This window comes from Pseudomonas sp. D3 (assembly GCF_029320995.1).
GTDB lineage: Bacteria > Pseudomonadota > Gammaproteobacteria > Pseudomonadales > Pseudomonadaceae > Aquipseudomonas > Aquipseudomonas paraveronii.
On sequence record NZ_CP119772.1, the window covers coordinates 604,830 to 630,003 of the forward strand.

General features: G+C 60.7%; 20 protein-coding genes and 2 pseudogenes. 11 read left to right on the plus strand and 11 right to left on the minus strand.

Going from position 1 to position 25,174, the window contains the following annotated elements; translation table 11 throughout:
• Positions 1-12: 12 nt before the first annotated feature.
• Both hutI and hutG read left to right on the plus strand, forming a co-directional pair.
• Positions 13-1,218, plus strand: coding sequence for an imidazolonepropionase (hutI, locus tag P3S72_RS02585; protein ID WP_276195901.1), 1,206 nt, complete (start codon positions 13-15; stop codon positions 1,216-1,218).
• Positions 1,219-1,229: 11 nt separating this feature from the next.
• On the plus strand, positions 1,230-2,030 hold the full coding sequence (hutG, locus tag P3S72_RS02590) for an N-formylglutamate deformylase (protein ID WP_276195902.1): 801 nt from the start codon (positions 1,230-1,232) through the stop codon (positions 2,028-2,030).
• Positions 2,031-2,115: 85 nt separating this feature from the next.
• Here the strand turns inward: hutG and P3S72_RS02595 are convergent, their stop codons facing one another.
• The 3 genes from P3S72_RS02595 to P3S72_RS02605 all read right to left on the minus strand — a co-directional run bounded on the left by P3S72_RS02595 (position 2,116) and on the right by P3S72_RS02605 (position 7,929).
• The gene (locus P3S72_RS02595; RefSeq protein WP_276195904.1) at positions 2,116-2,310 is read right to left on the minus strand and encodes a hypothetical protein; all 195 of its coding nucleotides are present in this window, start codon (positions 2,308-2,310) and stop codon (positions 2,116-2,118) included.
• Between the two features lie 553 nt (positions 2,311-2,863).
• Entirely contained in the window at positions 2,864-3,577 is a 714-nt protein-coding gene (locus P3S72_RS02600) for a hypothetical protein (RefSeq protein ID WP_247407335.1), read from the minus strand.
• A 2-nt stretch (positions 3,578-3,579) separates the two neighbouring features.
• Positions 3,580-7,929: an RHS repeat-associated core domain-containing protein gene (locus P3S72_RS02605; RefSeq protein WP_276195906.1), complete on the minus strand. Its 4,350-nt coding sequence runs from the start codon at positions 7,927-7,929 to the stop codon at positions 3,580-3,582.
• A gap of 121 nt (positions 7,930-8,050) precedes the next feature.
• Here P3S72_RS02605 and P3S72_RS02610 point away from each other — a divergent pair.
• From P3S72_RS02610 to P3S72_RS02650, 9 genes and pseudogenes are all read left to right on the plus strand, one after another.
• A pseudogene (locus tag P3S72_RS02610) lies at positions 8,051-8,167 on the plus strand (alpha/beta hydrolase); the annotation flags it as partial.
• 152 nt (positions 8,168-8,319) lie between these two features.
• A complete protein-coding gene (gene pip / locus P3S72_RS02615; protein WP_276195908.1) occupies positions 8,320-9,291 on the plus strand; it encodes a prolyl aminopeptidase in 972 nt (323 codons plus the stop codon).
• The gene (dtd, locus tag P3S72_RS02620; RefSeq protein WP_247407480.1) at positions 9,288-9,725 is read left to right on the plus strand and encodes a D-aminoacyl-tRNA deacylase; all 438 of its coding nucleotides are present in this window, start codon (positions 9,288-9,290) and stop codon (positions 9,723-9,725) included. Before pip ends, dtd begins: the two co-directional genes overlap by 4 nt.
• Before the next feature lie 266 nt (positions 9,726-9,991).
• The gene (locus P3S72_RS02625; protein WP_276195909.1) at positions 9,992-11,719 is read left to right on the plus strand and encodes a glucan biosynthesis protein G; all 1,728 of its coding nucleotides are present in this window, start codon (positions 9,992-9,994) and stop codon (positions 11,717-11,719) included.
• Positions 11,712-14,284 (plus strand): annotated as a pseudogene (gene mdoH, locus P3S72_RS02630) (glucans biosynthesis glucosyltransferase MdoH); the annotation flags it as partial. The gene P3S72_RS02625 and the pseudogene mdoH, both read left to right, overlap by 8 nt.
• A 186-nt stretch (positions 14,285-14,470) precedes the next feature.
• Positions 14,471-15,271 carry a transporter substrate-binding domain-containing protein gene (locus tag P3S72_RS02635; protein ID WP_276195910.1) on the plus strand — a complete coding sequence of 267 codons (801 nt, stop codon included), beginning with the start codon at positions 14,471-14,473 and terminating at the stop codon, positions 15,269-15,271.
• 219 nt (positions 15,272-15,490) lie between these two features.
• Complete coding sequence (locus P3S72_RS02640; protein WP_276195911.1) at positions 15,491-16,288, plus strand: transporter substrate-binding domain-containing protein; 798 nt, start codon at positions 15,491-15,493, stop codon at positions 16,286-16,288.
• A gap of 146 nt (positions 16,289-16,434) precedes the next feature.
• Positions 16,435-17,394 carry an amino acid ABC transporter permease gene (locus tag P3S72_RS02645; RefSeq protein WP_247402931.1) on the plus strand — a complete coding sequence of 320 codons (960 nt, stop codon included), beginning with the start codon at positions 16,435-16,437 and terminating at the stop codon, positions 17,392-17,394.
• On the plus strand, positions 17,387-18,121 hold the full coding sequence (locus tag P3S72_RS02650) for an amino acid ABC transporter ATP-binding protein (protein ID WP_276195912.1): 735 nt from the start codon (positions 17,387-17,389) through the stop codon (positions 18,119-18,121). The genes P3S72_RS02645 and P3S72_RS02650 overlap by 8 nt, the downstream gene beginning before the upstream one ends.
• 22 nt (positions 18,122-18,143) lie before the next feature.
• On the opposite strand, the gene P3S72_RS02655 is transcribed toward P3S72_RS02650, so the two are convergent.
• The 8 genes from P3S72_RS02655 to hisI all read right to left on the minus strand — a co-directional run bounded on the left by P3S72_RS02655 (position 18,144) and on the right by hisI (position 25,140).
• A complete protein-coding gene (locus tag P3S72_RS02655) occupies positions 18,144-20,051 on the minus strand; it encodes a methyl-accepting chemotaxis protein (protein ID WP_276195913.1) in 1,908 nt (635 codons plus the stop codon).
• A gap of 143 nt (positions 20,052-20,194) precedes the next feature.
• A complete protein-coding gene (locus tag P3S72_RS02660) occupies positions 20,195-22,111 on the minus strand; it encodes a methyl-accepting chemotaxis protein (RefSeq protein ID WP_276195914.1) in 1,917 nt (638 codons plus the stop codon).
• A gap of 81 nt (positions 22,112-22,192) precedes the next feature.
• The gene (locus P3S72_RS02665) at positions 22,193-22,900 is read right to left on the minus strand and encodes a 16S rRNA (uracil(1498)-N(3))-methyltransferase (RefSeq protein ID WP_276195915.1); all 708 of its coding nucleotides are present in this window, start codon (positions 22,898-22,900) and stop codon (positions 22,193-22,195) included.
• The gene (gene tatC / locus P3S72_RS02670; protein ID WP_247402944.1) at positions 22,897-23,691 is read right to left on the minus strand and encodes a twin-arginine translocase subunit TatC; all 795 of its coding nucleotides are present in this window, start codon (positions 23,689-23,691) and stop codon (positions 22,897-22,899) included. Before tatC ends, P3S72_RS02665 begins: the two co-directional genes overlap by 4 nt.
• A complete protein-coding gene (tatB, locus tag P3S72_RS02675; protein WP_276195916.1) occupies positions 23,688-24,098 on the minus strand; it encodes a Sec-independent protein translocase protein TatB in 411 nt (136 codons plus the stop codon). The genes tatC and tatB overlap by 4 nt, the downstream gene beginning before the upstream one ends.
• A 10-nt stretch (positions 24,099-24,108) precedes the next feature.
• Positions 24,109-24,387: a twin-arginine translocase TatA/TatE family subunit gene (locus P3S72_RS02680; RefSeq protein ID WP_276195917.1), complete on the minus strand. Its 279-nt coding sequence runs from the start codon at positions 24,385-24,387 to the stop codon at positions 24,109-24,111.
• 25 nt (positions 24,388-24,412) lie between these two features.
• Entirely contained in the window at positions 24,413-24,745 is a 333-nt protein-coding gene (locus P3S72_RS02685) for a phosphoribosyl-ATP diphosphatase (RefSeq protein WP_276195918.1), read from the minus strand.
• Between the two features lie 2 nt (positions 24,746-24,747).
• On the minus strand, positions 24,748-25,140 hold the full coding sequence (gene hisI, locus P3S72_RS02690) for a phosphoribosyl-AMP cyclohydrolase (RefSeq protein ID WP_017849884.1): 393 nt from the start codon (positions 25,138-25,140) through the stop codon (positions 24,748-24,750).
• Between the last annotated feature and the right edge of the window lie 34 nt (positions 25,141-25,174).

The following is a 25,174-nucleotide window of genomic DNA, read 5'->3' on the forward strand; positions in this document are numbered from 1 at the left end:
GAGGAGTCTGGGATGAAAGCCCTTTGGCAACACTGCCACATCGCAACCATGGCGCACGGCAACTACTCGATCATCGAGGACGCCGCCATGGTCACCGCCGGTCAGTTCATTGAGTGGATCGGTCCGCGCAACGAAGTGCCGACGGCGGATTACGCCCAGGTGCATGACCTGCAGGGTGCGTGGGTCACCCCCGGGCTGATCGATTGCCACACCCACACGGTGTTCGGCGGCAATCGCAGCGGTGAGTTTGAACAACGCCTCGAAGGCGTCAGCTACGCCGACATCGCCGCCCAGGGCGGCGGTATTGCCAGCACCGTGCGCGCCACCCGCGCCGCCAGCGAGGATGAACTGTTCGAAAGTGCCCACAAGCGCCTGCGCAGTTTGCTGCGCGACGGCGTGACCACGGTGGAGATCAAATCCGGCTACGGCCTCGACCTGGCCAGCGAGCGCAAGTTGCTGCGGGTGATTCGTCGCCTCGGTGACGCGCTGCCGGTCAGCGTGCGCGCCACGTGCCTGGCCGCCCACGCCTTGCCGCCGGAGTACAAGGACCGCGCCGACGCCTACATCGATCACATCTGCAGCGAAATGCTCCCGGCCCTGGCCGCGGAAGGGCTGGTGGATGCGGTGGATGCGTTCTGCGAATACCTGGCGTTCTCGCCCGAACAGGTGGAGCGCGTGTTTAAAGTCGCCCGGCAACTCGGCCTGCCGGTGAAGCTGCACGCCGAGCAACTGTCGTCGCTGCACGGTTCCAGCCTGGCCGCGCGTTACCATGCGCTGTCGGCGGATCACCTGGAATTCATGACCGAAGAAGACGCCATCGCCATGGCCGCTGCCGGCACCGTCGCGGTATTGCTGCCGGGCGCGTTCTACTTCCTGCGCGAAACCCAATTGCCGCCGATGGACGCCCTGCGCAAGCACGGCGTGAAGATCGCCATCGCCAGCGACCTCAACCCCGGCACCTCGCCGGCCTTGTCGGTGCGCCTGATGCTGAACATGGCCTGCACCCTGTTCCGCATGACCCCGGAAGAAGCCCTGGCTGGCGCCACCCAACATGCCGCCACCGCGCTGGGCATGGGCGCCACCCATGGGTCGCTGGAAGTGGGCAAGGTCGCCGACTTTGTCGCCTGGCAGATCGATCGTCCCGCCGACCTGGCCTACTGGCTGGGCGGCGAGCTTGAAAAACGCGTCGTGCGCCACGGCGTCGATGTCACTGTTTAAGGAGTCGCGCTGTGGATAAGGTTCTGAACTTCAAACAAGGCCGCGTACCGCTGCTGATCAGCATGCCCCACGCCGGCCTGCGCCTGACGCCTGCGGTTCAGGCCGGGTTGATCCTCGAGGCGCAAAGCCTGCCGGACACCGACTGGCACATCCCCGCGCTGTATGACTTTGCCGAAGAACTCGGCGCCAGCACCCTGGCAGCGGAGTACTCGCGGTTTGTCATCGACCTGAACCGGCCGTCCGACGATAAACCCTTGTACGTCGGCGCCACCACCGGCCTGTACCCCGCGATCCTGTTCGACGGCGTGCCGTTGTTCCGCGACGGCCTGGAGCCGTCCAAGGAAGAGCGCGCCACCTACTTGGAACACATCTGGACGCCATACCACCGCACCCTGCAAGACGAACTGGCACGGCTCAAGGCCGAATTCGGCTACGCGCTGTTGTTCGATGCACATTCGATCCGCTCGGTGATCCCGCACCTGTTCGACGGCAAGCTGCCGGACTTCAACCTCGGCACCTTCAACGGCGCCGCGTGCGCTCCTGAACTGGCCAACCAATTGGAAACCATCTGCGCCGCGCATCCGCAGTACACCCATGTACTCAACGGGCGCTTCAAGGGCGGCCACATCACCCGGCATTACGGCAATCCGGCGCAGGATATCCATGCCGTGCAGTTGGAGTTGTGCCAGAGCACGTATATGGAGGAGTTCGAGCCGTTTCGTTATCGCGAGGATTTGGCGGGGCCGACGCGGGGGGTGTTGAAGCAGTTGTTGGACGGTTTTCTGGCGTGGGGGCAAAAGCGTTACGGCTGAAATCGTTCCAAGTTTGGGGGGGCGCCACTTCCAACACACCGCCCAGGCGCACAGTCAAATGTGCGTCAGGTAGGGAGTAACGGCTTCAGGCGTGCAGGTTAAAGAGCCGCGTGTTTTTCAGGGCGGCCCGCTGGGCGTTTTCGACATCGCCCATGGGCTGGGCCTTTACGTAACTCAGGGCGAGCAGTTGGCGAGAACCGAGCACGACCAGCCCTAACTGATATTGATAAATGCGCTCGGTACCTCTGCAGAACTGGTTGTGAGGGTAAATGGCGTCCACGTCCTGCTTGGCATCGTACTGATGTTACGTTGGCACGAGGTCTCGGTGAGATATTCAGACGATGATATTTCCCTTAGTTAGGGCTATCCAGATATGGAGATTGAAACAACTCAAAATACAGTTTGCTGTTTCCTCTCGGAAAGCAAACGTCTGCATCAATTCTCGAGACTAAATACATGTAGTAGTCATAGCCAAAATGAAACTCACAGACTGGCGATTTCAGCTTGCACCAAATCCTTTCTCTCAGTATTGCTGTGAGAACTGGGGCCAGCCGATCGACCTCAACTTCTTGCCCTTCCGTGTAAGGCTCGCCCTCGGAATTAAACTCAAGATTGTTAACTGTAAAAGAGGACGCGCCCAAGCACCGGCAAATACTGATAACTGTATTTATATAGTCGGTTTCGGTGAGCAGATACTCCTCTTCCGAAACGCTATTTCCAATGTCATGAAAGCTGGTCCAGTCGTCACCCTGCAGAGGCCCATATTTCGTAATTCGATAGGAGTATTTCATCTAATGAACCCTCAGGGTCAGCCCCCCCTATTAATATTGTCATTAAGCGTAATAATCAATGAAGTCTTCCAGAGACGACTCGATTATGGCCTTTCTGAAGGGGCTTTTAATGACTTCTATTTGCGACAATATTCGTGTTTTCAGCTCGTTAGCTACTTCGGCCATGTCGTTATCCAATGCTTCGACTGTGTTGTCCGAGATGGTCTCAAGCAAAGCGCTCATCAATAGATATTCGTCATCGTTGGCCCGATTTTCATGATCAATGGGATCGTCCGGCTTGGTTGCCAGATAGTCCAACGGGTTGGACAGTTCGAAGCCAAAATACTCGTCGCCCGACAGGAGTATCGTGAGATCGTTTGCAAAGTTGACGCGGGTGAGGATTCTCCCCCCCATCGGCGCGGCCATGAAGCATGAGAGCCGTCTTTTTTTTGGGTCAAATAACCTGAGTGTGGTTTGTGGAACACTATAGAGCGATTTGTGAAGTTTGATTCGACCCGCGATAGTTTTTTCTATATTGATCTGTGCCGTGTGGTTCTCACCCGGGACCGAGAACCTTAGGCAGGCGAGGTCACCCTGTTCAGTGAATGAAAAAATGTCCGAGTTTTCTGAAATCCAATGCTCTGAACTCACATGCTGCTTATTTGATGCTTCGAGGCAGACGACGGAAGAGTTGGTGTCGAAAACCCATCTGACAGAAGCGTCTCCATAACATATCAGCGAGGTTTCTATGAGTTCAAGGTCAGGGATGATGAACATTATTAAAAGCCTTCCATTTTTATTGCGGGAGGAATGAGACCACCATTGGGTCTCGGAATCGTCCCTTTCAGAATCATATCAGACGTTATCGGCAGACCAGGGTCAGTGGATTTTCCGCCGTAAATGGCGGCACCGCTTTCGCCACGGGGGCCGCTAGGTCCATAACTCGTAATGACATTTCCTTGGGCTCCACCTTTACCATGAGTTACCACAATGTTGCCCTCATTATGGAATATCAGGTTGCCATTTTTGGCTTGATAGATCCCTTGAGGACTACTTAGGACGTGTCGCTCCAGACCGCTATCCAGTCGCCCGTGATAATCCTTTCCGCGTCTGACTTTTCCGTTTTTTGCGTTACTGATGATTTTGGATACCGGACAGCCTGCGAATCCCAGTGGGTCGATCCAGGCAATCGGGTTTATACCGTAAGCATATAAATTCAGCCCTCCCGCCAACCCAATCGGATCCGGCGTCGTAAACCGCCCCACATCCGGATCGTAAAACCGAAACGTGTTGTAGTGCAGCCCGATTTCCCGATCCAGATACTGCCCCTGAAACCGCAGGTTCTGCTCTTCAATGTAGTAAGGCTCACGCACCTCTTCTACCGTGTTCCCCCACACCCGATAAGTCGCCCGCCACACCGTTTCCCCATCAGCTTCCGTCAGTTGCTCCGGCAACCCATTCAAGTCGTTGTGGTAATAGCGCACGCTCTGGTGTTCGCCCACGCCATCAACCCGGGCCAGTGGCGTATAGCCATCGTCCTCATAGAGATACAGGCTGGTTTGACTATGCCGATGCTCCTGCAGCAGGCGCAGGCTATCCCAGGTGAAGCGGGTTTCTCCCAGCGCATAACCCCGGCTGTCGTGTTCGGTTTTGGCGATGCGTCGGCCAAGCGGGTCGTAGGTCATGTTCACGACCGTTTCTCGCTCGCCTTTTTGGCTGCGCACTTGGATCAAGCGGTGTTCAGCGTCGTAAGCGAAATGCTGCACACCTCGCGCAGCACTGCGCTTTTCGATCATTCGGCCAAAGCCGTCGTAGCGGTAACGCTTGTCCTGATAGGTCAGCAATCGGTTATGGCGCACCAAGCCGCCAGAGGTTTGCGGGCCGTCGAGCAGGTTGGCGGCGGCGTCGTAGGCGAAGGTTTCGCGCTGACCTTGAGTGTTGTCCTGGGTGGCGATGATGCGGCCGGTGGCGTCGTAGTGCAGCAGTTGGCGGTGTTGCGCTGCGGGTTGCTGGTCGAGTTTGCCGATCAGGTTGTCGGCGGGGTCGTACTCGAAGTGCTTTTGCGCCGCTGCCGGCATCAACGAGGGCTGGCCGGCGTGGCGGCGCTGGCGTGCGCGCAGGCGGCCGCTGCGGTCGTATTCGCTGCGGGTGGTGATCTGGCCTTGGGTACGCAGCACTTCGCGGTGTAGACGGTCGCGTTCGAAGTCGCTGATGACGTGGCCGTCGAGGTTTATCTGGTGCAGGTGGCCGCTGCCGTAGTACAGGCGATTGAGCCAGCGGCCGTCGGGTAGTTGGGTTTGGATCAGGTTGCCGAGTTCGTCGTAGTGATGGTTCAGGCTTCCAGCGGCGCTTTGTTCGGTAAGCAGTTGGCCCAGCGGGTCGTAGGCGAAGGCCAACGCCTGCGTAGTCTTATCGTTGCCGGTGAAAGTGATGGCGGTGAGTTGATCCAACGGGTCGTAGGCGTATTCGGTACGGCCGTCATCGGTCACTTTCGCCAGCAAGCGCCCGACGGCATCGCGCTCCAGGCGATGCACTATGGAAGACGCCTCATTCAAGGGCACGTATTCGACAGCGGCCAGGTTATCCAGGGTGTCATAGGTATAGCGCCGCGCACTGCCGTCGAGGTCTTGCTGCGCAGTGAGACGGTCGCCCTGGTCCCAGGTGAAACAGTATCTTTCGGCGTTTTCGTTGGTCAGGGTTTGCAACCGGCCATAGGCGTCGTAGCGGAATTCGATCTGCCTGCCGTGCGCATCGACCCGCTGGCGTACCTGGCCGCGACGGTTGTGCTGGTAGAGCGTGGTGTGGCCGGCGGGGTCGGTGTAACCCACCAACTGACCGCTGGCATCACGCTGATACTGCTCGGTGCGCCCGTCCGGCAGTTGGCTGCTGAGCAAGCGCCCTTGAGCGTTGTAGCTAAATTGAGTGCGTTCGCCGAGGGCGTCGGTGATGACCTGCAAATAGCCGCGCTCGTCGTAGCGAAAGCGCGTGGGGTGGCCTGAGCAATCGACATGCTCGGACAATTGCCCGAATGGGTTCCAGCGCAGCTTTTTATTTTTGCCGGTGGCGTCGATGATTTCCACCACCTGGCCAAACGCGTCATAGCGGTAGCGCGTTGTCTGACCAAGTGGATCGATTTCGCTGACGCAGTTGCCGCGCGGGTCGTACCGGTATTGCCAGGCCTGTCCGGCGGCATCGGTTTCCACCAACGGCAGCGACCAATGCTGCAGCCACAAGGTGGATTCGATCCGCCCCAACGGATCTTGCGTCTCGCACAGGTTGCCGGACTCGTCGTAACCGAACTTCCACTGACCGCCCTGAGGATCGGTGGCACTGAGCAACTGGCGCTCGTCATTCCATTCGAACTGCCAGGCTTGGCCGAGGTTGTCGGTGTATTCGGTGATCTGGTACTGGGCATTCCACCGACGGGTGCTGACCCGTTGCAAGCCATCGGTAATCCGCGTGATCCCAGCGTGTAGGTCATAGTCGAACTGGTAGTCGTCGCCCTCATCGGTCCAGTGTCGGATCACGCGCCATTCGGCGTTGTCCACACAGGCCCATTGGTAATAGCAGCGCAGCCCGCTGGGCCGTTGGTGCTCGACCATGCGCTGGCCGCTGTCGTAGGCAAAGCGGCGCTGCACATGCCCAATTGCATCGCGAACTTCGGCCAGGTCGCCAGCGGCATCGTAGTGGTAGCTGGCTAACACTTCGCGGCTTTGATCGGGGAACAGCCGTTCGATCTGTTCCACGCGCCCGGTCCATTGACGGCTGTAGCCCAATTCGATTCGCACATCATTGAAGGAATCGCGTAACCGGCTCAGCCGACCTTGGGCGTCATAGTCGAGGAGGATGCGGTTGTCGTTGCGGTCCCCTAACTGGCTCAGGCGCAGGTGCGACGGGTTGCCGGGCGTTGGTTCGAACAGCCGATAGAGCCCGTCGACGCTCTCAATCAGCAACTGGCCATTGGCATGGCGCCGCACGCTCAGGCCTTCGCCCGCGCTGAACACCGCGCCGCCCAAGGGGATCACGCCCATGTCGATCTGCCGGGCCTGCTCGTCGGTGTAGACCAGGCGCTCGCCGCCCTCAGGAAGCCCACCCGTCTCGACGAAGACTTCGTAGATCACACTCCAACCGGCGCCGAACAGGCCATCGCGGCGTTCATCCCGACTGCTGTAGTAACGCTGCCACTCGATCGGCAACAGGCCCGGCAGGGCGAAGTCCACGTCGTCTTCACCGTCGAGAACTTTCGCGCCCGTGGCGCTGTGTACCGGGTTGGGCGAACCTGCGGCCGCAGCGGTCAACGCATTGCTCACCTGGCCGCTGCCCCACGACGCCAGCCCGCCCACGGCCATGCACGGCAACGTGCTGAAGAACTTCGCGCCACCGCCGCGCAACGTCAGCAGCGCCGTCACCGCCAGCCCGACACCGGGCGTCTTGCCGCTGCGAATCTCGCGAACCACCACGGGCGCTCCGCCGATGATCACATTCGGCGAAATCTGTACCGTCCCAACCTTGGCCTCGCAGGTGCTGCGATCCCCACTGCGCACGGCGGGCTGGCCGTTGATAAATACGCGACTGGAACCCTCGGCCATGTATTGCTCTGGCATCGGCGGGTGTTTATGGCAGTCGACTTTATCGCCAGGACAAGGCGCAGCGCCCGCCACCGGAGAGGCCACCGTTGGGCGCCATAGCTGAGAGAAAAACCCTTCAGCGATATCCAGATAAGAAGGCTCACCACCTGGCGCTGCGATTACATCCGAGATTTTGCCAGCCGCCCGCGCAGCGGGTTTGCCGTTGATGAATACGTTGGGCGAACCGCTGCTGATGAAGGCGTCGATGACGGGAGGAAACAGGGCATTGGCGAAATACTCACATAATCGTGAGAGGCCTTTATCCGCGCCGGTTTTGCTCATGCCGACGCCGACCACCGCACCCACCACGGCGCCGAGTACTACGCAGCCGAGACCGCCAGTCGCCACGGTGACACCCGCCGCCGCAACCACCGCCGCTGTCGCCAATGCGGTCACGGCCACGTTGGCGGCAATCTCCAGGACTCCGCCTAAAACGTCGGCCAGCATTGAACTGTGCAGAAGCGCATCGCCCTCGCGGGCAGCCCAAGGCGTGTCAGTCATGCGTAACGATCCGTGTCTGAAAAAGACCCGGATCAAATCACGCAGTGGCGGTATTGCTCAGGTGAGACTTTCCGATGCGCTTGTAGGAATGCTCCTGAGGTTGATCGGCCAAACTCTCCACTTGTATGCCAAGCACCTGCACGCGGCGGGCGTAAGCGCGCTGCTGTACTGCGGCCAAAGTCTGGTCCATGGCTGTTTGCGGGCGCAGAGCGAGGTGGAGGAGGGCGACTGGCTTTGATAGCTGCCTGTTGGCTCACCTGGGTAGCGAACTGCTGACACAGGTCTAAGCGCTCAAGGACATGCTCATTGCACAATTCGGGTTTATAGTGCCAGACGGCAGAATAAAAGACGTCCCCCCAGGGATGAACCCGACCCCCTACGGAGCGCGCAATGCAGACTTGGTACCCGCAGATCAAACCCTACGCCCGGCACGATCTGGCTGTCGACGACACCCACACCCTGTACGTCGATGAAAGTGGCTCTCCCGAAGGCTTGCCCGTCGTATTCATTCATGGTGGCCCTGGCTCCGGTTGCGACGCCAACAGCCGCTGCTATTTCGATCCGAACCTGTACCACATCATCACCTTTGACCAGCGTGGCTGCGGGCGTTCTACCCCCCGCGCCAGCCTGGAAAATAACACCACCTGGGACCTGGTCGCCGACCTTGAGCGCATTCGCGAGCACCTGGGCATCGATAAATGGGTCTTGTTCGGCGGCTCCTGGGGTTCGACCCTGGCGCTGGCCTACGCGCAAACCCATCCCGAGCGCGTGCACGGTTTGATCGTGCGCGGGATTTTCCTGGCCCGGCCCCAGGACATCCGCTGGTTTTACCAGGAAGGCGCCAGCCGTCTGTTTCCGGATTACTGGCAGGATTACCTTGCGCCGATCCCCCTGGACGAGCGCCACGACCTGCTCGCCGCGTACCACAAACGCCTGACCGGCAACGACCAGATTGCCCAGATGCACGCCGCCAAGGCCTGGTCCACCTGGGAAGGGCGCATGTTGGGCCTGTGCCCGAGCCCGCAGTTGATCGAGCGTTTCGCCGAGCCCCAGCGTGCGCTGTCGATCGCCCGCATCGAGTGCCACTACTTCACCAACAATTCCTTCCTGGAACCCAACCAGCTGATTCGAGACATGCACAAGATCGCCCATCTGCCTGGCGTAATCATCCACGGCCGCTACGATATGATCTGTCCGCTGGATAACGCGTGGGAGTTGCACCAGGCCTGGCCGAACAGTGAACTGCAGGTGATCCGCGAGGCGGGCCATGCGGCGTCCGAGCCCGGCATCACCGATGCCTTGGTGCGCGCGACCGGCGAGATGGCGCGCCGCCTGCTGGACCTGCCGCCTGAAGAAGCATGAAGGGCCTGTTGCAACGGGTGCGTGGCGCCCGGGTCGAGGTCGCGGGCGAAATCGTGGGGGCGATCGACCAGGGTTTGCTGGTGCTGGTGGCCGTGGAACCTGCGGACACCGTCGAGAGCGCCGACAAACTGCTGCATAAGCTGCTTAACTATCGGGTGTTCAGCGACGACGACGGCAAGATGAACCTGTCGCTCAAGGATATCGGCGGCGGTTTGCTGCTGGTGTCGCAGTTCACCCTGGCGGCGGATACCAAAAGCGGGCTGCGGCCAAGTTTCTCCACCGCCGCGCCGCCGGCTCTGGGCGCAGCACTTTTTGAACACTTGCTGTTACAAGCGCAACAATTGCATGGCAAGGTGGCGTCCGGGCGTTTTGGTGCGGATATGCAGGTACATTTGGTCAATGATGGCCCTGTGACCTTCCTCTTACAGACATGAATGTATTAAAAACGACGTTAATGCCTAAAAACGCAGGGTTTCGCTATAAATACTTCGTTGTCCCTGATGCGTTGTCTCGCGGGCTACTAGATAATCGCGCGCTACGGGGATCAGCGTTGTTTGGTCCATTTTTGACTTAGGTAGAGACTTGTCCGACAGCCTCAGGGGAATCATTTTGCCCCAGGGGAGTCGGAACAATGCTCGCCAACCTGGCATATAGATAGCTGGCCGTTGGTTTTTTGATCTGTTTTCGGCGAGGGTTGCTCGTGATTGTTAGTCCCTGTAATGCACCAAAATTGTCTGCCAAACGGTTACGAAACGCACTGGTGACGGGCTCCGCCCTGTTTTGCCTGTTCGGCGCGGGTCAACTGTGGGCATTCAGTCTGGATGATGTGTCGGCCAAGGCAAAAGAGCTGGCCGGGCAGAAATACGAAGCTCCGCGCAGCAATCTGCCGAACGAATTCCGCGAAATGAAATTCGCTGATTATCAGAAGATTCGTTTCCGTAACGAAAAAGCCGAGTGGGCCGATCAGAACACCCCGTTCAAGCTGTCCTTCTATCACCAGGGTATGCACTTCGATACACCGGTGAAAATCAACGAAGTCACCGCCGACAACGTTCAGGAAATCAAATACGACCCGACGCGCTTCGATTTCGGCGACGTCAAGTTTGATCCCAAGTCCACCGAGCAGTTGGGTTATGCCGGTTTCCGTGTGCTGTTCCCGATCAACAAGGGCGACAAGCAAGACGAAATCCTGACCATGCTCGGGGCCAGCTATTTCCGCGTCGTGGGCAAGGACCAGGTGTATGGCCTGTCCGCCCGTGGCATGGCGATCGATACCGCGCTGCCGTCCGGCGAAGAGTTCCCGCGTTTCACCGAGTTCTGGATCGAGCGTCCAAAGCCGGGTGACAAGCACCTGGTGATCTTCGCTCTGCTGGATTCGCCGCGTGCCACCGGTGCCTATCGCCTGATCCTGCGTCCTGGCACCGACACCGTGGTCGACGTCAAGTCCCAGATGTTCCTGCGCGACAAGGTCAGCAAGCTGGGCGTTGCCCCGTTGACCAGCATGTTCCTGTTCGGCGCGAACCAGCCGTCCAAGGTCCTCAACTACCGTCGCGAGCTGCATGATTCCAGCGGTCTGTCGATCCATGCCGGTAATGGCGAGTGGATCTGGCGCCCACTGAACAACCCTAAACACCTGTCGGTCAGTAACTTCACCGTAGAGAACCCGCGTGGTTTCGGCCTGCTGCAACGCGGTCGCAACTTCAGTCACTACGAAGACCTGGACGACAACTACGACAAGCGGCCAAGCGCCTGGATCGAGCCTGAAGGCGACTGGGGCAAGGGTTCCGTCGACCTGGTAGAGATCCCGACCGCCGACGAAACCAACGACAACATCGTGGCCTTCTGGAGCCCGGAAAAACTGCCGGAAGTCGGCCAGCCGCTGGATGTCGCCTATCGCCTGCACTGGACCCTGGACGACGCCGCGTTCCATTCGCCGGACAGCGCCTGGGTCAAGCAGACCCTGCGTTCCACCGGCGACGTGAAGCAATCCAACCTGATCCGTCAGCCGGATGGCAGCGTCGCGTACCTGGTGGACTTCGAGGGCCCGTCCCTGAAGAAACTGCCGCCGGACGCGCCGGTTCGCAGCCAGGTGAGCGTGGGTGACAACGCTGAGTTGGTCGAAAACAGCGTGCGTTACAACGAGCACACCAAAGGCTGGCGCCTGACCTTGCGCATGAAGATCAAGGACGCAGGCAAACCGACTGAAATGCGTGCGGCCCTGGTCCAGGACATCGTGCAGCCTGAGCCCGAGAAGGTGTCGACCCAAGTACTCAAAGCCGACAAAGTGCTGGCCAAACAGCATGAGAAACAGGCCAAGAAAGACAAGGAAGCCAAGCAGCCAGAAGCTGCCCCAGCCACACCGGAGCCGATCAAGACCGAGCAAGTCCTGACCGAAACCTGGAGCTATCAGTTGCCTGCCGATGAGTAATTCTCAAGTCCAGCCAGAGACTCTGTCCGAGTATCTGGCGCACCTGCCGATGACCGCAGAGCAGCGCGCCGAACTGGCGGGCTGCACATCCTTCAGCGAACTGCACGAACGTTTGTCGTCCAAGGTGTTCGATGCGCCGGTCGACGCTGCCCAAGCGTCGGTTGGCCGCCGGTTGACCCTCAGCACGGCGGAAGAGCTGGAGGATGCCGAAATGCTGGCGCTCGACGCCAGCGGCCGTGTGTGCCTCAAGGCCACTCCGCCGATTCGTCGGACCAAGGTTGTGCCTGAGCCGTGGCGCACCAATATCCTGGTGCGCGGCTGGCGCCGGCTGACCGGCCGCACCAACCCGCCGACGCCGCCGAAAGACGAACGCGTGCTGCCGGCGGCGCGCTGGCGCACCGTCGGTTCGATCCGTCGCTACATCCTGCTGACGCTGATGCTCGGCCAGACCATCGTGGCCGGCTGGTATATGAAAGGCATCATGCCGTACCAGGGGTGGTCGCTGGTCGACTTCGACGAGATCCGCAACCAGACCCTGCTGCAAACCGCGACCCAGGTACTGCCTTACGCGCTGCAAACCAGCATCCTGATCATGTTCGGGATCTTGTTCTGCTGGGTGTCGGCAGGTTTCTGGACCGCGTTGATGGGCTTCCTCGAGCTGCTGACTGGCCACGATAAATACCGGATCTCCGGTAAAAGTGCCGGTAACGAGCCGATTCCGAAAAATGCGCGTACCGCGCTGGTGATGCCGATCTGTAACGAAGACGTGCCCCGCGTATTCGCCGGTCTGCGTGCGACGTTTGAATCAGTCGCGGCTACCGGTGATCTGGACCGCTTCGACTTCTTCGTGCTCAGCGACAGTAACGACGCCGACATCTGCATTGCCGAGCAGCAAGCCTGGCTCGACGTGTGCCGCGAAGCCGGTGGCTTCGGCAAGATCTTCTATCGTCGCCGTCGCCGTCGCGTCAAACGCAAGAGCGGCAACCTCGACGACTTCTGCCGTCGTTGGGGCGGTGATTACAAATACATGGTCGTTCTCGACGCCGACAGCGTGATGAGCGGCGAATGCCTGACCAGCCTGGTGCGCCTGATGGAAGCCACGCCGGATGCCGGGATTATCCAGACCGCGCCACGGGCGTCGGGTATGGACACCCTGTATGCGCGCATGCAGCAGTTCGCCACCCGTGTGTACGGTCCGCTGTTTACCGCCGGCCTGCACTTCTGGCAGTTGGGTGAATCCCACTACTGGGGTCACAACGCAATCATCCGGATGAAGCCATTTATCGAGCACTGCGCCCTGGCGCCGTTGCCGGGTAAAGGCGCGTTCGCCGGTGCGATCCTGTCCCACGACTTCGTTGAAGCCGCGCTGATGCGCCGTGCCGGCTGGGGCGTGTGGATTGCCTACGACCTGCCGGGCAGCTACGAAGAACTGCCGCCGAACCTGCTGGACGAACTCAAGCGTGACCGTCGCTGGTGCCACGGCAACCTGATGAACTTCCGCCTGTTCCTGGTCAAGGGCATGCACCCGGTCCACCGTGCGGTGTTCCTCACCGGCGTGATGTCCTACCTGTCGGCACCGTTGTGGTTCTTCTTCCTGGTGCTGTCCACCGCGTTGCTGGCGGTGAACACCTTGATGGAGCCGCAGTACTTCATGGCGCCGCGCCAGTTGTACCCGCTGTGGCCGCAATGGCATCCGGACAAGGCGGTGGCGTTGTTCTCCACCACTGTCGTGCTGCTGTTCCTGCCGAAGTTGCTGAGCGTCATCCTGATCTGGGCCAAGGGCGCGAAAGAGTTCGGTGGCAAGTTCAAGGTGACAATGTCGATGCTGCTGGAGATGTTGTTCTCCATGCTGCTGGCGCCCGTGCGGATGATCTTCCACACCCGCTTCGTCCTCGCCGCGTTCCTCGGCTGGGCTGCGACCTGGAATTCGCCGCAGCGTGACGACGACTCCACCCCATGGGGTGAAGCGGTCAAGCGCCACGGTCCGCAAACCCTGCTCGGCTTTCTCTGGGCGCTGTTGGTGGTGTGGTTGAACCCGAGCTTCCTGTGGTGGCTGATCCCGATCGTCGGTTCGCTGATGCTGTCGATCCCGGTGTCGGTGATTTCCAGTCGGGTCAAGCTGGGTCTCAAGTCCCGTGACGAGAGCCTGTTCTTGATCCCTGAGGAATACAATCCGCCGCAAGCGCTGCTGTCGACCGAGAAGTACACCCACGAAAACCGTTGGCACGCCCTCAATGACGGGTTTGTGCGTTCGGTGGTCGACCCGCAGCAGAACGCCCTGGCTTGCGCCTTGGCGACCTCGCGTCACCGTGAGGCGGAGCCGATCGAGTACCTGCGTGGCGAGCGCGTGCGTTATGCGTTGAAAGTCGGCCCTGCCGGCCTCACCAACGCCGAACGCCTGGCCTTGCTCAGTGACCCGGTGGCCCTGGCCCGCTTGCACGAGCAGGTCTGGAGCGAAGGGCATGCCGAGTGGTTGGGGGCCTGGCGCGAGTCGATCAAGTCTGATCCCCACGCGCCATTGCTGCCGTTGCAACCGCTGTCGTCCCAGGCTCAACCGGCCTGATTCAGACGCCCCCGAGGGTTCTCCTCGGGGGCATCTCAAGCGCTGGTCCTACAGCGTTTCCCGCTTCTTCCTTTGCACCCTAACTCCTTGTTATTTCGAAACAAAAGTCCCCGGTTCGAGGCGTATTGCCGTGCCTGTGTCTGAGTTAGCATCGCCCCCCGAAATTTGACTCGACCACAGGGGGATTCATGATCAAAAGGTATTGTTCGGCATTGCTGATGGGCGCTGTCGCATTGATTCACGGTGGTCTGGTGCAGGCCGGCGCGCTGGACGACGCCGTTCGGCGTGGCGTGCTGAAAGTGGGCACCACGCCCACCTACGTGCCATTCGAGATGACCGATAAACAGGGGCGTATTGTCGGTTTTGAAGTCGATTTGCTCCAGGCGATGAGCCGTGCCCTGGGGGTTGAACTTGAGCTGGTGGCGGTGCCGTACACCGAGTTGCTATCGGGGCTGATGGCGAGGAAGTTTGATCTGATTGGCAGCGGCATGACGGTCACGCAGGAGCGCAACCTCAAGCTGAATTTCAGTGACTCCTTTATCGTGGTAGGCCAAACGGTGTTGCTGCATCCCCGCCTCGCCGGCAAGGTTGCCAGTATCGAGGACCTGAACGAAGCCGGCTACCGCATCGCCACCACTGAAGGCACTACCGCAGAGGCTGCGGCGCGACGATTCCTCGGGGCGGCTCGGCTAAGCAGTTTCGCGACGCCGGAGGAAGGGGTGCGCCAGGTGGTGATCGGTGCGGCCGATGCGTTTATCCATGACGCGCCCTACAACCTGATCGCGATGACTCGGCCGGAAAACCAGGCGTTACTGGCGCTGGAGCAACCCTTCACCTACGAGCCCCTGGCGTTCGGCCTGAAAAAAGGCGATTACGACAGCCTGAACTGGATCAACCATTTTCTCAACCAAGTGGCGCAGGACGGCACCTACGATCGGCTGTACGACAAGTGGTTCAAGGACACCGACTGGATGACGGAGGTCGACTGAAAGTCATAAGTGCTTACACATCAACCCATTGCCTGAGCCGGGCGATAAGGTGTCTATCCCTGCGCCTCTGCGCGGCGCTGTAGGGATATTCCGACATGCATCGACAACAATTACCCGCGAAACCTTTGTGCCGGGCAGCGAGTGGGTTAGGATCGCACCCCGAAATGGTGCAGCCCTTTTGCGCGCCGCCCTCATAAGAATCGTTCAGGGGACTTGATGATGAAAAAGTATCTTTCGATGCTGCTGCTCGGCGTCACCGCGCTGGTCGCGGCCAACGCGGCTCAGGCCGGAGCCATCGACGATGCGGTCAAGCGTGGCACGCTGAAAGTCGGCATGGACCCGACCTACATGCCGTTCGAAATGACCAACAAGCGCGGTGAAATCATCGGCTTCGAAGTCGACATCCTCAAGGCCATGGCCAAGTCCATGGGCGTCAAGCTGGAGCTGGTGTCCACCGGCTACGACGGCATTATCCCAGCCTTTCTCACCGGCAAGTTCGACATGATCGGCAGCGGCATGACCCTGACCCAGGAACGCAACCTGCGCCTGAACTTCAGCGAACCCTTCATCGTGGTTGGCCAGACCCTGCTGATTCGCAAGGACCTGGAAGGCACCATCAAGTCCTACAAAGACCTGAACGACGAGAAATACCGCCTGACCTCCAAGCTCGGCACCACCGGCGAGATGGTGGCCAAAAAGCTGATCTCCAAGGCCAAGTACCACGGCTACGACAACGAACAGGAAGGCGTGCTGGACGTGGTCAACGGCAAGGCCGATGCCTTTGTGTATGACGCGCCGTACAACGTCGTCGCCGAGAAGAAAGTCGGTAACGGCAAGCTGGTGTTCCTTGAAGAACCCTTCACCTTCGAGCCGTTGGCCTTCGGTCTGAAGAAAGGCGATTACGACAGCATCAACTACATCAACAACTTCCTGCACCAGATCAGGAACGACGGCACCTACGATCGCATCCATGACAAGTGGTTCAAGAGCTCCGAGTGGCTCAAGGACATGGAATAAGGCTGGCGGAATACCGAGTCGCGCCTATCGCGAGCAAGCCCGCTCCCACACTCGACCGAGTTCCAGCATGAGAATGCGGTCGAGATGTGGGAGCGGGCTTGCTCGCGATGGCGGTATGACAGGCGACACACATCCCGGAACCTGAAATGAAACAGAAAAAAGCCCAATGGCCCTGGCACCTGCTGACCGTGGTCGTGCTGGTCGGCCTGGCGGGCGCCTTGTACTACGCCACGTCGCTGATGTCCTACGAATGGCGCTGGAACCGCGTGCCGCAATATTTCGCCTATCAGGCCGAAACGTCCCAGCGCGCGGCGGATGTGTCCACCGTTGTCGAGTTGGTGCGCAAAGGCGATGTGGCTGAAGTCACCCTGCGCAACGATGCGGGCACCGAGCAAAAGCTCACCGTGGCCGACAACAGCCTGCAAGTCGCACGTGGCGATGACGTGGCCGAAGGCGATGTAGTGGGCGTGACCCGGCAGTGGGCGCTGGGGCCATTGATGTGGGGCTTATGGACCACCTTGTGGCTGTCCGTGGTGTCCGGGGTCCTGGGCTTGGCGATCGGCCTGGCGACGGGTTTGTGCCGGCTGTCCAGCAACCCGACCTTGCGCGATCTGTCGACGATCTACGTCGAACTGGTGCGCGGCACCCCGCTATTGGTGCAGATTTTCATTTTCTATTTCTTTATCGGTACGGTGCTCAACCTGTCCCGGGAGTTTGCCGCGATCGCTGCGCTGTCGCTGTTCACCGGGGCCTACGTGGCGGAAATCGTCCGAGGCGGTGTGCAATCGATCACCCGAGGCCAGAACGAAGCCGCGCGCTCGCTGGGCTTGAGTGCCAGCCAGTCGATGCGCCATGTGGTGCTGCCGCAGGCGCTCAAGCGCGTGCTGCCGCCCCTGGCCGGGCAATTTATCAGCCTGGTGAAAGACACCTCGCTGGTGTCGGTGATCGCGATTACCGAGTTGCTCAAGAGCGGCCGCGAAGTCATCACCACCTCGTTTTCGCCGTTTGAAATCCTGTTCTGCGTGGCAGGCCTGTACCTGTTGATCAACCTGCCGCTGTCGAAAATGGCCAGCCGGCTTGAGCGGAGGCTCGCGCAAAGTGATTGAAGTCCGCGATCTGGTAAAAGTCTTCGACACCCGTGGCCAAGTGGTGCGCGCGGTGGACCACGTCACCACCCAGGTCGCCAAGGGCGAAGTGCTGGTGGTGATCGGTCCGTCTGGCTCGGGCAAGTCGACCTTCCTGCGCTGCCTCAATGGCCTGGAAGCGTTCGATTCGGGTTCGGTGAGCATCGACGGGCTGCAACTGGCTGATCCGAAAACCGACGTGAACGCCTATCGCCGCGAAGTCGGCATGGTGTTCCAGCACTTCAACCTGTTCCCCCACATGACGGTGCTGGAGAACCTGTGCCTGGCGCAAAAAGTCGTGCGCAAGCGTGGCAAGAAAGAGCGTGAAGCCAAGGCCCTGGCGTTGCTGGAAAAGGTCGGCATTGCGCAAAAGGCCAACGAGTTTCCCTCGCGGCTGTCCGGCGGCCAGCAGCAGCGGGTGGCGATTGCCCGTGCGCTGGCGATGGAACCCAAGGTGATGCTGTTCGACGAGCCCACCTCGGCCCTCGACCCGGAAATGGTCGGCGAAGTGCTTGACGTCATGAAAACCCTGGCCCTGGAAGGCATGACCATGGTCTGTGTCACCCACGAAATGGGCTTTGCCCGTGAAGTGGCGGACCGCGTGCTGTTCTTCGACCATGGCAAGCTGCTTGAAGACGCGTCCCCGGCCGAGTTCTTCGATGCGCCGAAAGACCCGCGCGCCCAGGCCTTCCTGCGCCAGGTGCTGTAATCACGCTCACACTATGGAAGCGTTAAAGTCGGAACTTGCTGACAAGCGTCTGTAGGTCCAGGCTCAACTGGGTCAACTGAGCGCTCGCTGCCGCCGTTTCTTCACTGGCGGCGGCGGTTTGCTCGGACACATCGCGCACCTTCAACACACTGCGATTGATCTCCTCGGCCACCGCGCTTTGTTCCTCGGCGGCGGCGGCAATCTGCGGGTTCATTTCCTGGATGACCGACACCGTGCGGGCAATCGCCGCCAGGGCGTCGCCGGCGTCGCGGGTCAAGCCGACGCTGTTGTCTGTCAGGCTGCGACTGCTGTCCATGATGTCCGCCACCTGTTGGGTGCCGGAATGCAGGCTGAGGATCAGTTCTTCAATTTCCTCGGCCGACGCCTGGGTGCGCCGGGCCAGGCTGCGCACTTCATCGGCGACTACCGCAAAGCCTTCTCCGGCACTGCCCGCGCGCGCGGCTTCGATGGCGGCGTTCAACGCCAGCAGGTTGGTCTGCTGGGACACTGATTTGATCACGTCCAGCACACTGCCGATCTTTTGGCTCTCTTGCTGCAACGCCAGCATTGCTCGGCTGGAGAGGGCCATTTCACTGGCCAGGTGGCCGATCTGTTCAACGGCCTGTGCAACCACCTTGTCGCCGACGCGGGTCTGTTGGTCGGCTTCACTCGCCGCGATCGACGCTTGTTCGGCATGCCGCGCGACCTCCTGGGCGGTGGCGAGCATTTCATTCATTGCCGTGGCGACCTGATCGGTTTCGTCCTTTTGATTGTTGACGCCGGCGCGGGTCTGTTCGGTGACGGCCGACAACTGCGTGGCCGCACTGGCGATTTGCCGGGCGCTGTCGCCAATGCCGCTGATCAGGCCGCGCAGGTTGCGGATCATCTGCCCGATGCTCTGCTGCAACTGGCCCATTTCATCACGGCGCTCCACGGCGGGGTTTTCGCTTAAATCGCCCGCTGCGATGCGGTTGGCGGCGACCAAGGCTTCACGCAACGGCAGGGTGATCTGCCGGGCGATCCACCAGGCGGCCAGGGCGCCGAGCAGCAGAGCGGCAAGCGTGACGCTGACCAGCAGTGTTCGGGTGTGCTCCGCTTCCCGGTCGCGTTTGAGGATCTGGCCCTGGCTCACCAGGTCACTTTGTTCGAGCAACTGGTTGAGTTGCTGTTCAAAGCGGTTCTGCGCGGTTTCGGCGGTGACTTGGGTCTCCTTGAGTTTGATCAGCAAGGTGCGGTAGGTGGCCAGATCCGTGGTGAGCACGACAGAGTCGACGGGTAGGCTTGTGACGGCGGCTTGAGCGATATCCAGGGCGTCGAGGGTCTTGCCCACCGCTTCGGCATAGGCTTGCAGCGACTCGGCGGCCCAGGCGGGGCTCTGGGCGCGATCTTCGGCCTGTTCCATGGCTTGGCGCAGGCTCTCTATAGCGTCGAGGGCCTGCTGGTCTTGCTGGTCAGGCAGTTCGCTGGCCAGTTGCGCGAGGGTATCGCTGGCTTGCAGGGCGATCTTATGCAGCGGCGGCCGGGTGTTTTCCCGCTGTTCGATCAAGGGCGGCAATTCCATTAGCGCCGCTTTGAAGCTGGCCACGAGACGCTCCGCTTCCTTGAGGCGCTGCAGGTCGGTCGGATCAATGACGTGCTGTGACAGGTAGTCGAGATGCTGATCGATTTTTTTGATCTGCTGCGTCATTTTGCCCAGGCTGGCGGTGTCCGTGAGGGTGCGGTAAACGATGCGGTCGGCGCGCATCGCCTCGGCGTCGGCCGCCAGTTGGCCCAGCACCGTCAGGTTGCTGGAGCGGAACAGGGCGGCATTCAAGGCCTGCCAGCCGGTCATGGCAATGATGAAACTGAGGATCAGCACCTGGCCAAAGCCCAGGGCGAGTTTGAGTCGGACGCTGGCGTTGACCAGCAAGTGGGTCAGCCGAGGAAACATGGTGAACCTCCAAATCTGAAAAAGCGCTGCGCAACCATGCAAACGCTAAATCGATTTGGGGTGAGGGCGGGCTGATAAGTGCGTAGGAAATTTCACAAGTTGCTGAAGTGCGGCGACCCGGATGGCTCGCCGCCCAGCGCCGGTCAGATGCGGAAGCGCCCAACCAGGGTTTGCAGGTAGATGCCCAGGCGCGCCAGTTCAGCGCTGGAGGCGGCGGTCTCTTCACTGGCCGAGGACGTTTGCTCCGACACATCGCGCACGTTCAATATGCTGCGGTTGATCTCTTCGGCCACGGCGCTTTGTTGCTCGGCGGCGGTGGCAATCTGCGAGTTCATCGCCTGAATGGTCGACACGGTGCGGGTGATGTTTTCCAGGGCGCTGCCGGCGCGGCGAGTCAACTCGACGCTGCTGTCGGTCAGCCCGCGGCTGTTGTCCATGATGGTTGCCACCTGCTGGGTGCCCGTTTGCAGGCCGCCGATCAGCTCTTCGATCTCTTCCGTGGATTTTTGCGTGCGTTGAGCCAGGCTGCGCACTTCATCGGCCACCACCGCGAAGCCACGCCCGGCTTCACCGGCTCGTGCCGCTTCAATCGCAGCGTTAAGCGCCAGCAGGTTGGTTTGCTGGGCCACCGACTTGATCACGTCGAGCACGCTGCCGATCTTGTCGCTTTCGCGCTTGAGATGGCCCATGGCCTCGGTGGAGTTGCCGACCTCAGTGGCCAGGCGTTCGATCTGGGCGATGGCTTCACCGACCACCTTGTCGCCTTCGCGGGCCTGCTGGTCCGCCACCAAGGCCGCTTCGGAGGCTTCCTCGGCGTTGCGCGCAACTTCCTGCACGGTCGCGGCCATTTCATTCATGGCGGTGGCGACCTGGTCGGTCTCGATTTTCTGATTGTTGACCCCGGCGCTGGTCTGCTCGGTGACCGACGACAATTGTTCGGCGGCGCTGGCGATCTGGGTGACGCCGTCGCTGATGCCGCCGATCAGTTCGCGCAGGCCCACGGTCATGCTTTGCATGGCGCGTTGCAGTTGGCCCAGTTCGTCCTGGCGTGTGGATGTCAGGTCGTGGCTCAGGTCGCCCGAAGCAACGCGCTCGGCCACCTTGAGGGTCTGATTCAGCGGGATGACGATCTGGCGCGTGATCGCCCAGGCGGCCACCAGGCCAAAGATCAATGCCAGTACGGTGGCGAGCAGCAGCAGGTACCTGGCCTGGGCGGCATCGGTGTCGCGCACTGCGGTCTGGGAAAGCGTGAGTTTATCGCTGCGGCTCAGCAGGATATCGCCTTGTGCGCTCATGGTTTTGAGTGCGACGGCGGTGGCCACCTGGGAGTCGCGGAACTGGCTGACAGCGGCGCGATAGGCTTGCAGCGAGACACTGGCCTGTTGCAGGTCCGCCTGGTATTGCGCCGGCAATGCGCCTTGCAGTTCAGTGATCTTCTTCAGGGCGTTGTCGATGGCGTCGAGCGCAGGTTGCTCAGCCTCGACCTTGCCGCTGTAGGTGTAGCCGCGAACCTGGAAGCGCGCTTGCTGGATCAGCTTGCTCAGTTCGACCACGCTATTGAACTGGGTGACGCTGTCGCCTTGCAGCAGGGACTTCTCGACTTCATTCACCTTGAGCACGGCATTGTCGGCGGTATTGCCCAGCTTGCTGCGCGCGTCTTCGCGGTTGGCGCCGGCTTGCGCCATATCGCTGAATGCGCGTTTGTATTGGTCCACGGCGGCCAATTGCTCATCGACCAGGGCGATGTCCGTGGGGTTTTCGATCAGTGTACGGGCGGTCTTCATGCCGCTGTCCAGCCGGTTCAGCAGGTCGCTGACGGCTGCCGTGCCTTGTTCGCCACGGCGCATTTCATAGTCCAGGCGGGCGATACGCAGGTCTTTGGTCAAGACATTGAGGCTGGAGATATACCCCAATTTGTCGCCACGGCTGGTCACATCGCCCAGGCCGGTCCAGCCGGTGAAGGTGATCAACAAGGTAAGGAGCAACACCAGGCCAAAGCCTACGCCCAGCTTGTGGTTGACGCTGACATTCCCCAGCTTTTCGGCTAACCAACGATACATGCTGCGAACTCCCCTAGAGCAAGGCTTGGAATTATTCGAAGGTTATCGGCGGCGCATGAAAAATCTGTAGGAATAGGGTGGCTAGAACAGCCGGGCGAGCAGGGCGGTGACGGCGGTCTCCACGCGCAGGATGCGTGCACCCAGTTGCACCGGTTGCAGGCCTGCCTTGGTCAGCAGGTCGACCTCGTAGGGAATCCAGCCGCCTTCCGGGCCGATAGCCAAGGTCACCGGCTCATCCAGCCCGCGCGGGCAGGATGGGTAATCGCCGGGATGGCCGATCAGGCCAAGGGTGCCTGCGGTCAGAGCGGGCAGGCGGTCTTCGACGAAGGGTTTGAAGCGTTTTTCGATGATGATCTCGGGCAGCACCGTGTCCCGCGCCTGCTCCAGGCCGAGGATCAATTGCTCGCGAATCGCCTCGGGCTCCAGGAAGGGGGTTTGCCAGAAGCTCTTTTCCACGCGGTAGCTGTTGAGCAGCACTACCTTCGGCACGCCCATGGCGGCGACGGTTTGCAGCACCCGGCGGAGCATTTTCGGGCGGGGCAGGGCCAGCAACAGGGTCAGCGGCAGTTTGGCCGGTGGCGGCAGGTCGAAGGCTACTTGCAACTCGGCTTCGTGGGCTTCCAGGCGCAGCAGTTGTGCATTGCCCATCAGCCCGCCGATGCGCCCGACCCGCAGGTTGTCGCCCACCGTCGCGCGGTGCACGTCCTGCATATGCACCAGGCGCCGGTCACGCAGGATCACCCGGTCGGCCGCGATAAAGTCGGCCTCTTCAAGCAGCAGCAGGTTCACGGCTGGGTTGCTGGCGGCTGGTCGTTGTCGTCGGCGGCTTGGTCGTCGGGGTGTTCGCCACGCTTGGTGATCAGGCTGCTGAACAGGATGCCGATCTCGAACAGCATCCACATCGGCACGGCCAGCAATGTCTGGGAGAAGATGTCCGGCGGGGTCAGGATCATGCCGACCACGAAGCAGCCGATGATCACGTAGGGGCGGACCTTCTTCAGGTATTGCACGTTGACCACGCCGATCCACACCAGCAACACCACGGCCACCGGGATTTCGAAGGCCACGCCGAAGGCGAAGAACAGCGTCATCACGAAGTCGAGGTAGCTGGTGATGTCGGTCATCATCTCAACGCCGGCCGGGGTGGCGGCGGCGAAGAACTTGAAGATCAGCGGGAACACCAGGAAGTAAGCGAACGCCATGCCGGTGTAGAACAGCAGGATGCTCGACACCAGCAAGGGCACTGCGATGCGCTTCTCATGCTTGTACAGGCCGGGGGCGATAAAGCCCCAGATCTGGTGCAGGATCACCGGGATCGCGAGGAACAGCGAGACCATCATCGTCAGCTTCAGCGGCGTGAGGAACGGCGACGATACGTCGGTGGCGATCATCGTCGCGCCCGCTGGCAGGTAATGGCGCAGTGGCGTGGAGACGAAGGTGTAGATCTGCTGGGTAAAGGCGAACAGCCCGGCAAAAATTACGAAGATCGCCGCCACGCAACGCAGCAGGCGGGTACGCAGCTCGGTTAGGTGCGAGACCAGCGGCATGTGCTGGTCGTTTTCCGGTTTATCAGCGCTCATGGGGCTCGCGGCGGCAATGTAGGGTCATGGGGAGCAGGCGCCGCGATGGGCGCCGGCGCTGGCTCGGTTGGCGTGGTCGGGGTGGCGGGCGTTGCTTCAACTGCGGGCGTGGGCGCGATGCTGTGCTCGGCCACGGGCGCCACCGGCTTGGCCTGCTCCTGCACCGGCGTCAGAATATTGCGCGTCTCTTGCTCCAACGACAGGATGTGTTCGTTGTGCAGTTGGCGGCGGATTTCGTCGGCGCCGATTTCCCGTTCAACTTCCTGTTTGATGGCGTTGAAACTGCGTTTCAGGCGCCCGATCCACAGGCCAGCCGTGCGCGCGGCACCGGGCAGGCGTTCCGGCCCCAGGACCAGCAAGGCCACGAGGCCGACGAGCAGCAGTTCAGAGAAGCTGATACCAAACATTAGTCAGTGCTCACGAGTCTTTGCGGATCGGCTCTTCAACTTTTTCAGCCTGCACGTCGAAGGTCCGACGCTCGGTGATCGGCTGGGCCGCCTGGGGGTGCACAGGCTGGACCGGTGGCGCCGGGTTGACGGCGGGGTCGGCCGGCTTTTCGTCGTCGTTCATGGCCTTGCGAAAGCCCTTGATCGACTCGCCCACGTCGGTGCCGAGGTTTTTCAGTTTCTTGGTGCCAAATACCAGAACGACTACCACCAGAATAACGATCCAGTGTTTCCAGTCAAAAATGCCCATGCTGCAATTCCTCTGTAAAAGTTATTCAGGCGGACGGGCGCGAGGCCTTTTCGACATGCCCGGACAAGCCGAAGCGACGGTCCAGTTCATCCAGCACGGCCTGCGGATGCTGCCCCAGTTGGGCGAGCATGACCAGGCTGTGGAACCACAGGTCGGCGGTTTCGTAGATCACATCGCTGCAGTCACCGCTGATCTCGGCATCCTTGGCAGCAAGGATGGTCTCGACGGATTCTTCGCCGAGCTTTTCCAGGATCTTGTTCAGGCCTTTGTGGTACAGGCTGGCGACGTAGGAGCTTTCGGCATCCGCGCCTTTGCGGTCTTCCAGCACCTGGGCCACACGGTTCAGGGTATCGCTCATGTTCAGTGTCCTGCCGAGTAAATGGCGTGCGGGTCTTTGAGTACCGGCTCTACAACCTTCCACTCGCCGTTCTCGAACACGCGATAGAAGCAGCTGTGGCGGCCGGTGTGGCAGGCGATACCGCCGATCTGCTCGACCTTGAGGATCACCACGTCGGCGTCGCAGTCGAGGCGTATCTCGTGCAGGGTTTGTACGTGCCCGGACTCTTCACCCTTGCGCCACAGTTTGCCACGTGAACGTGACCAGTAAATGGCGCGCTGCTCAGCGGCGGTGAGGCTCAGCGCCTCGCGGTTCATCCAGGCCATCATCAGCACGCGCCCGGTCTTGTAGTCCTGGGCAATGGCCGGCACCAGGCCGTCACTGTCCCACTTGATCTCGTCCAGCCAGTCTTTCATCTTCGGCTCCGGCAATTTGCGACAGTGTATAACC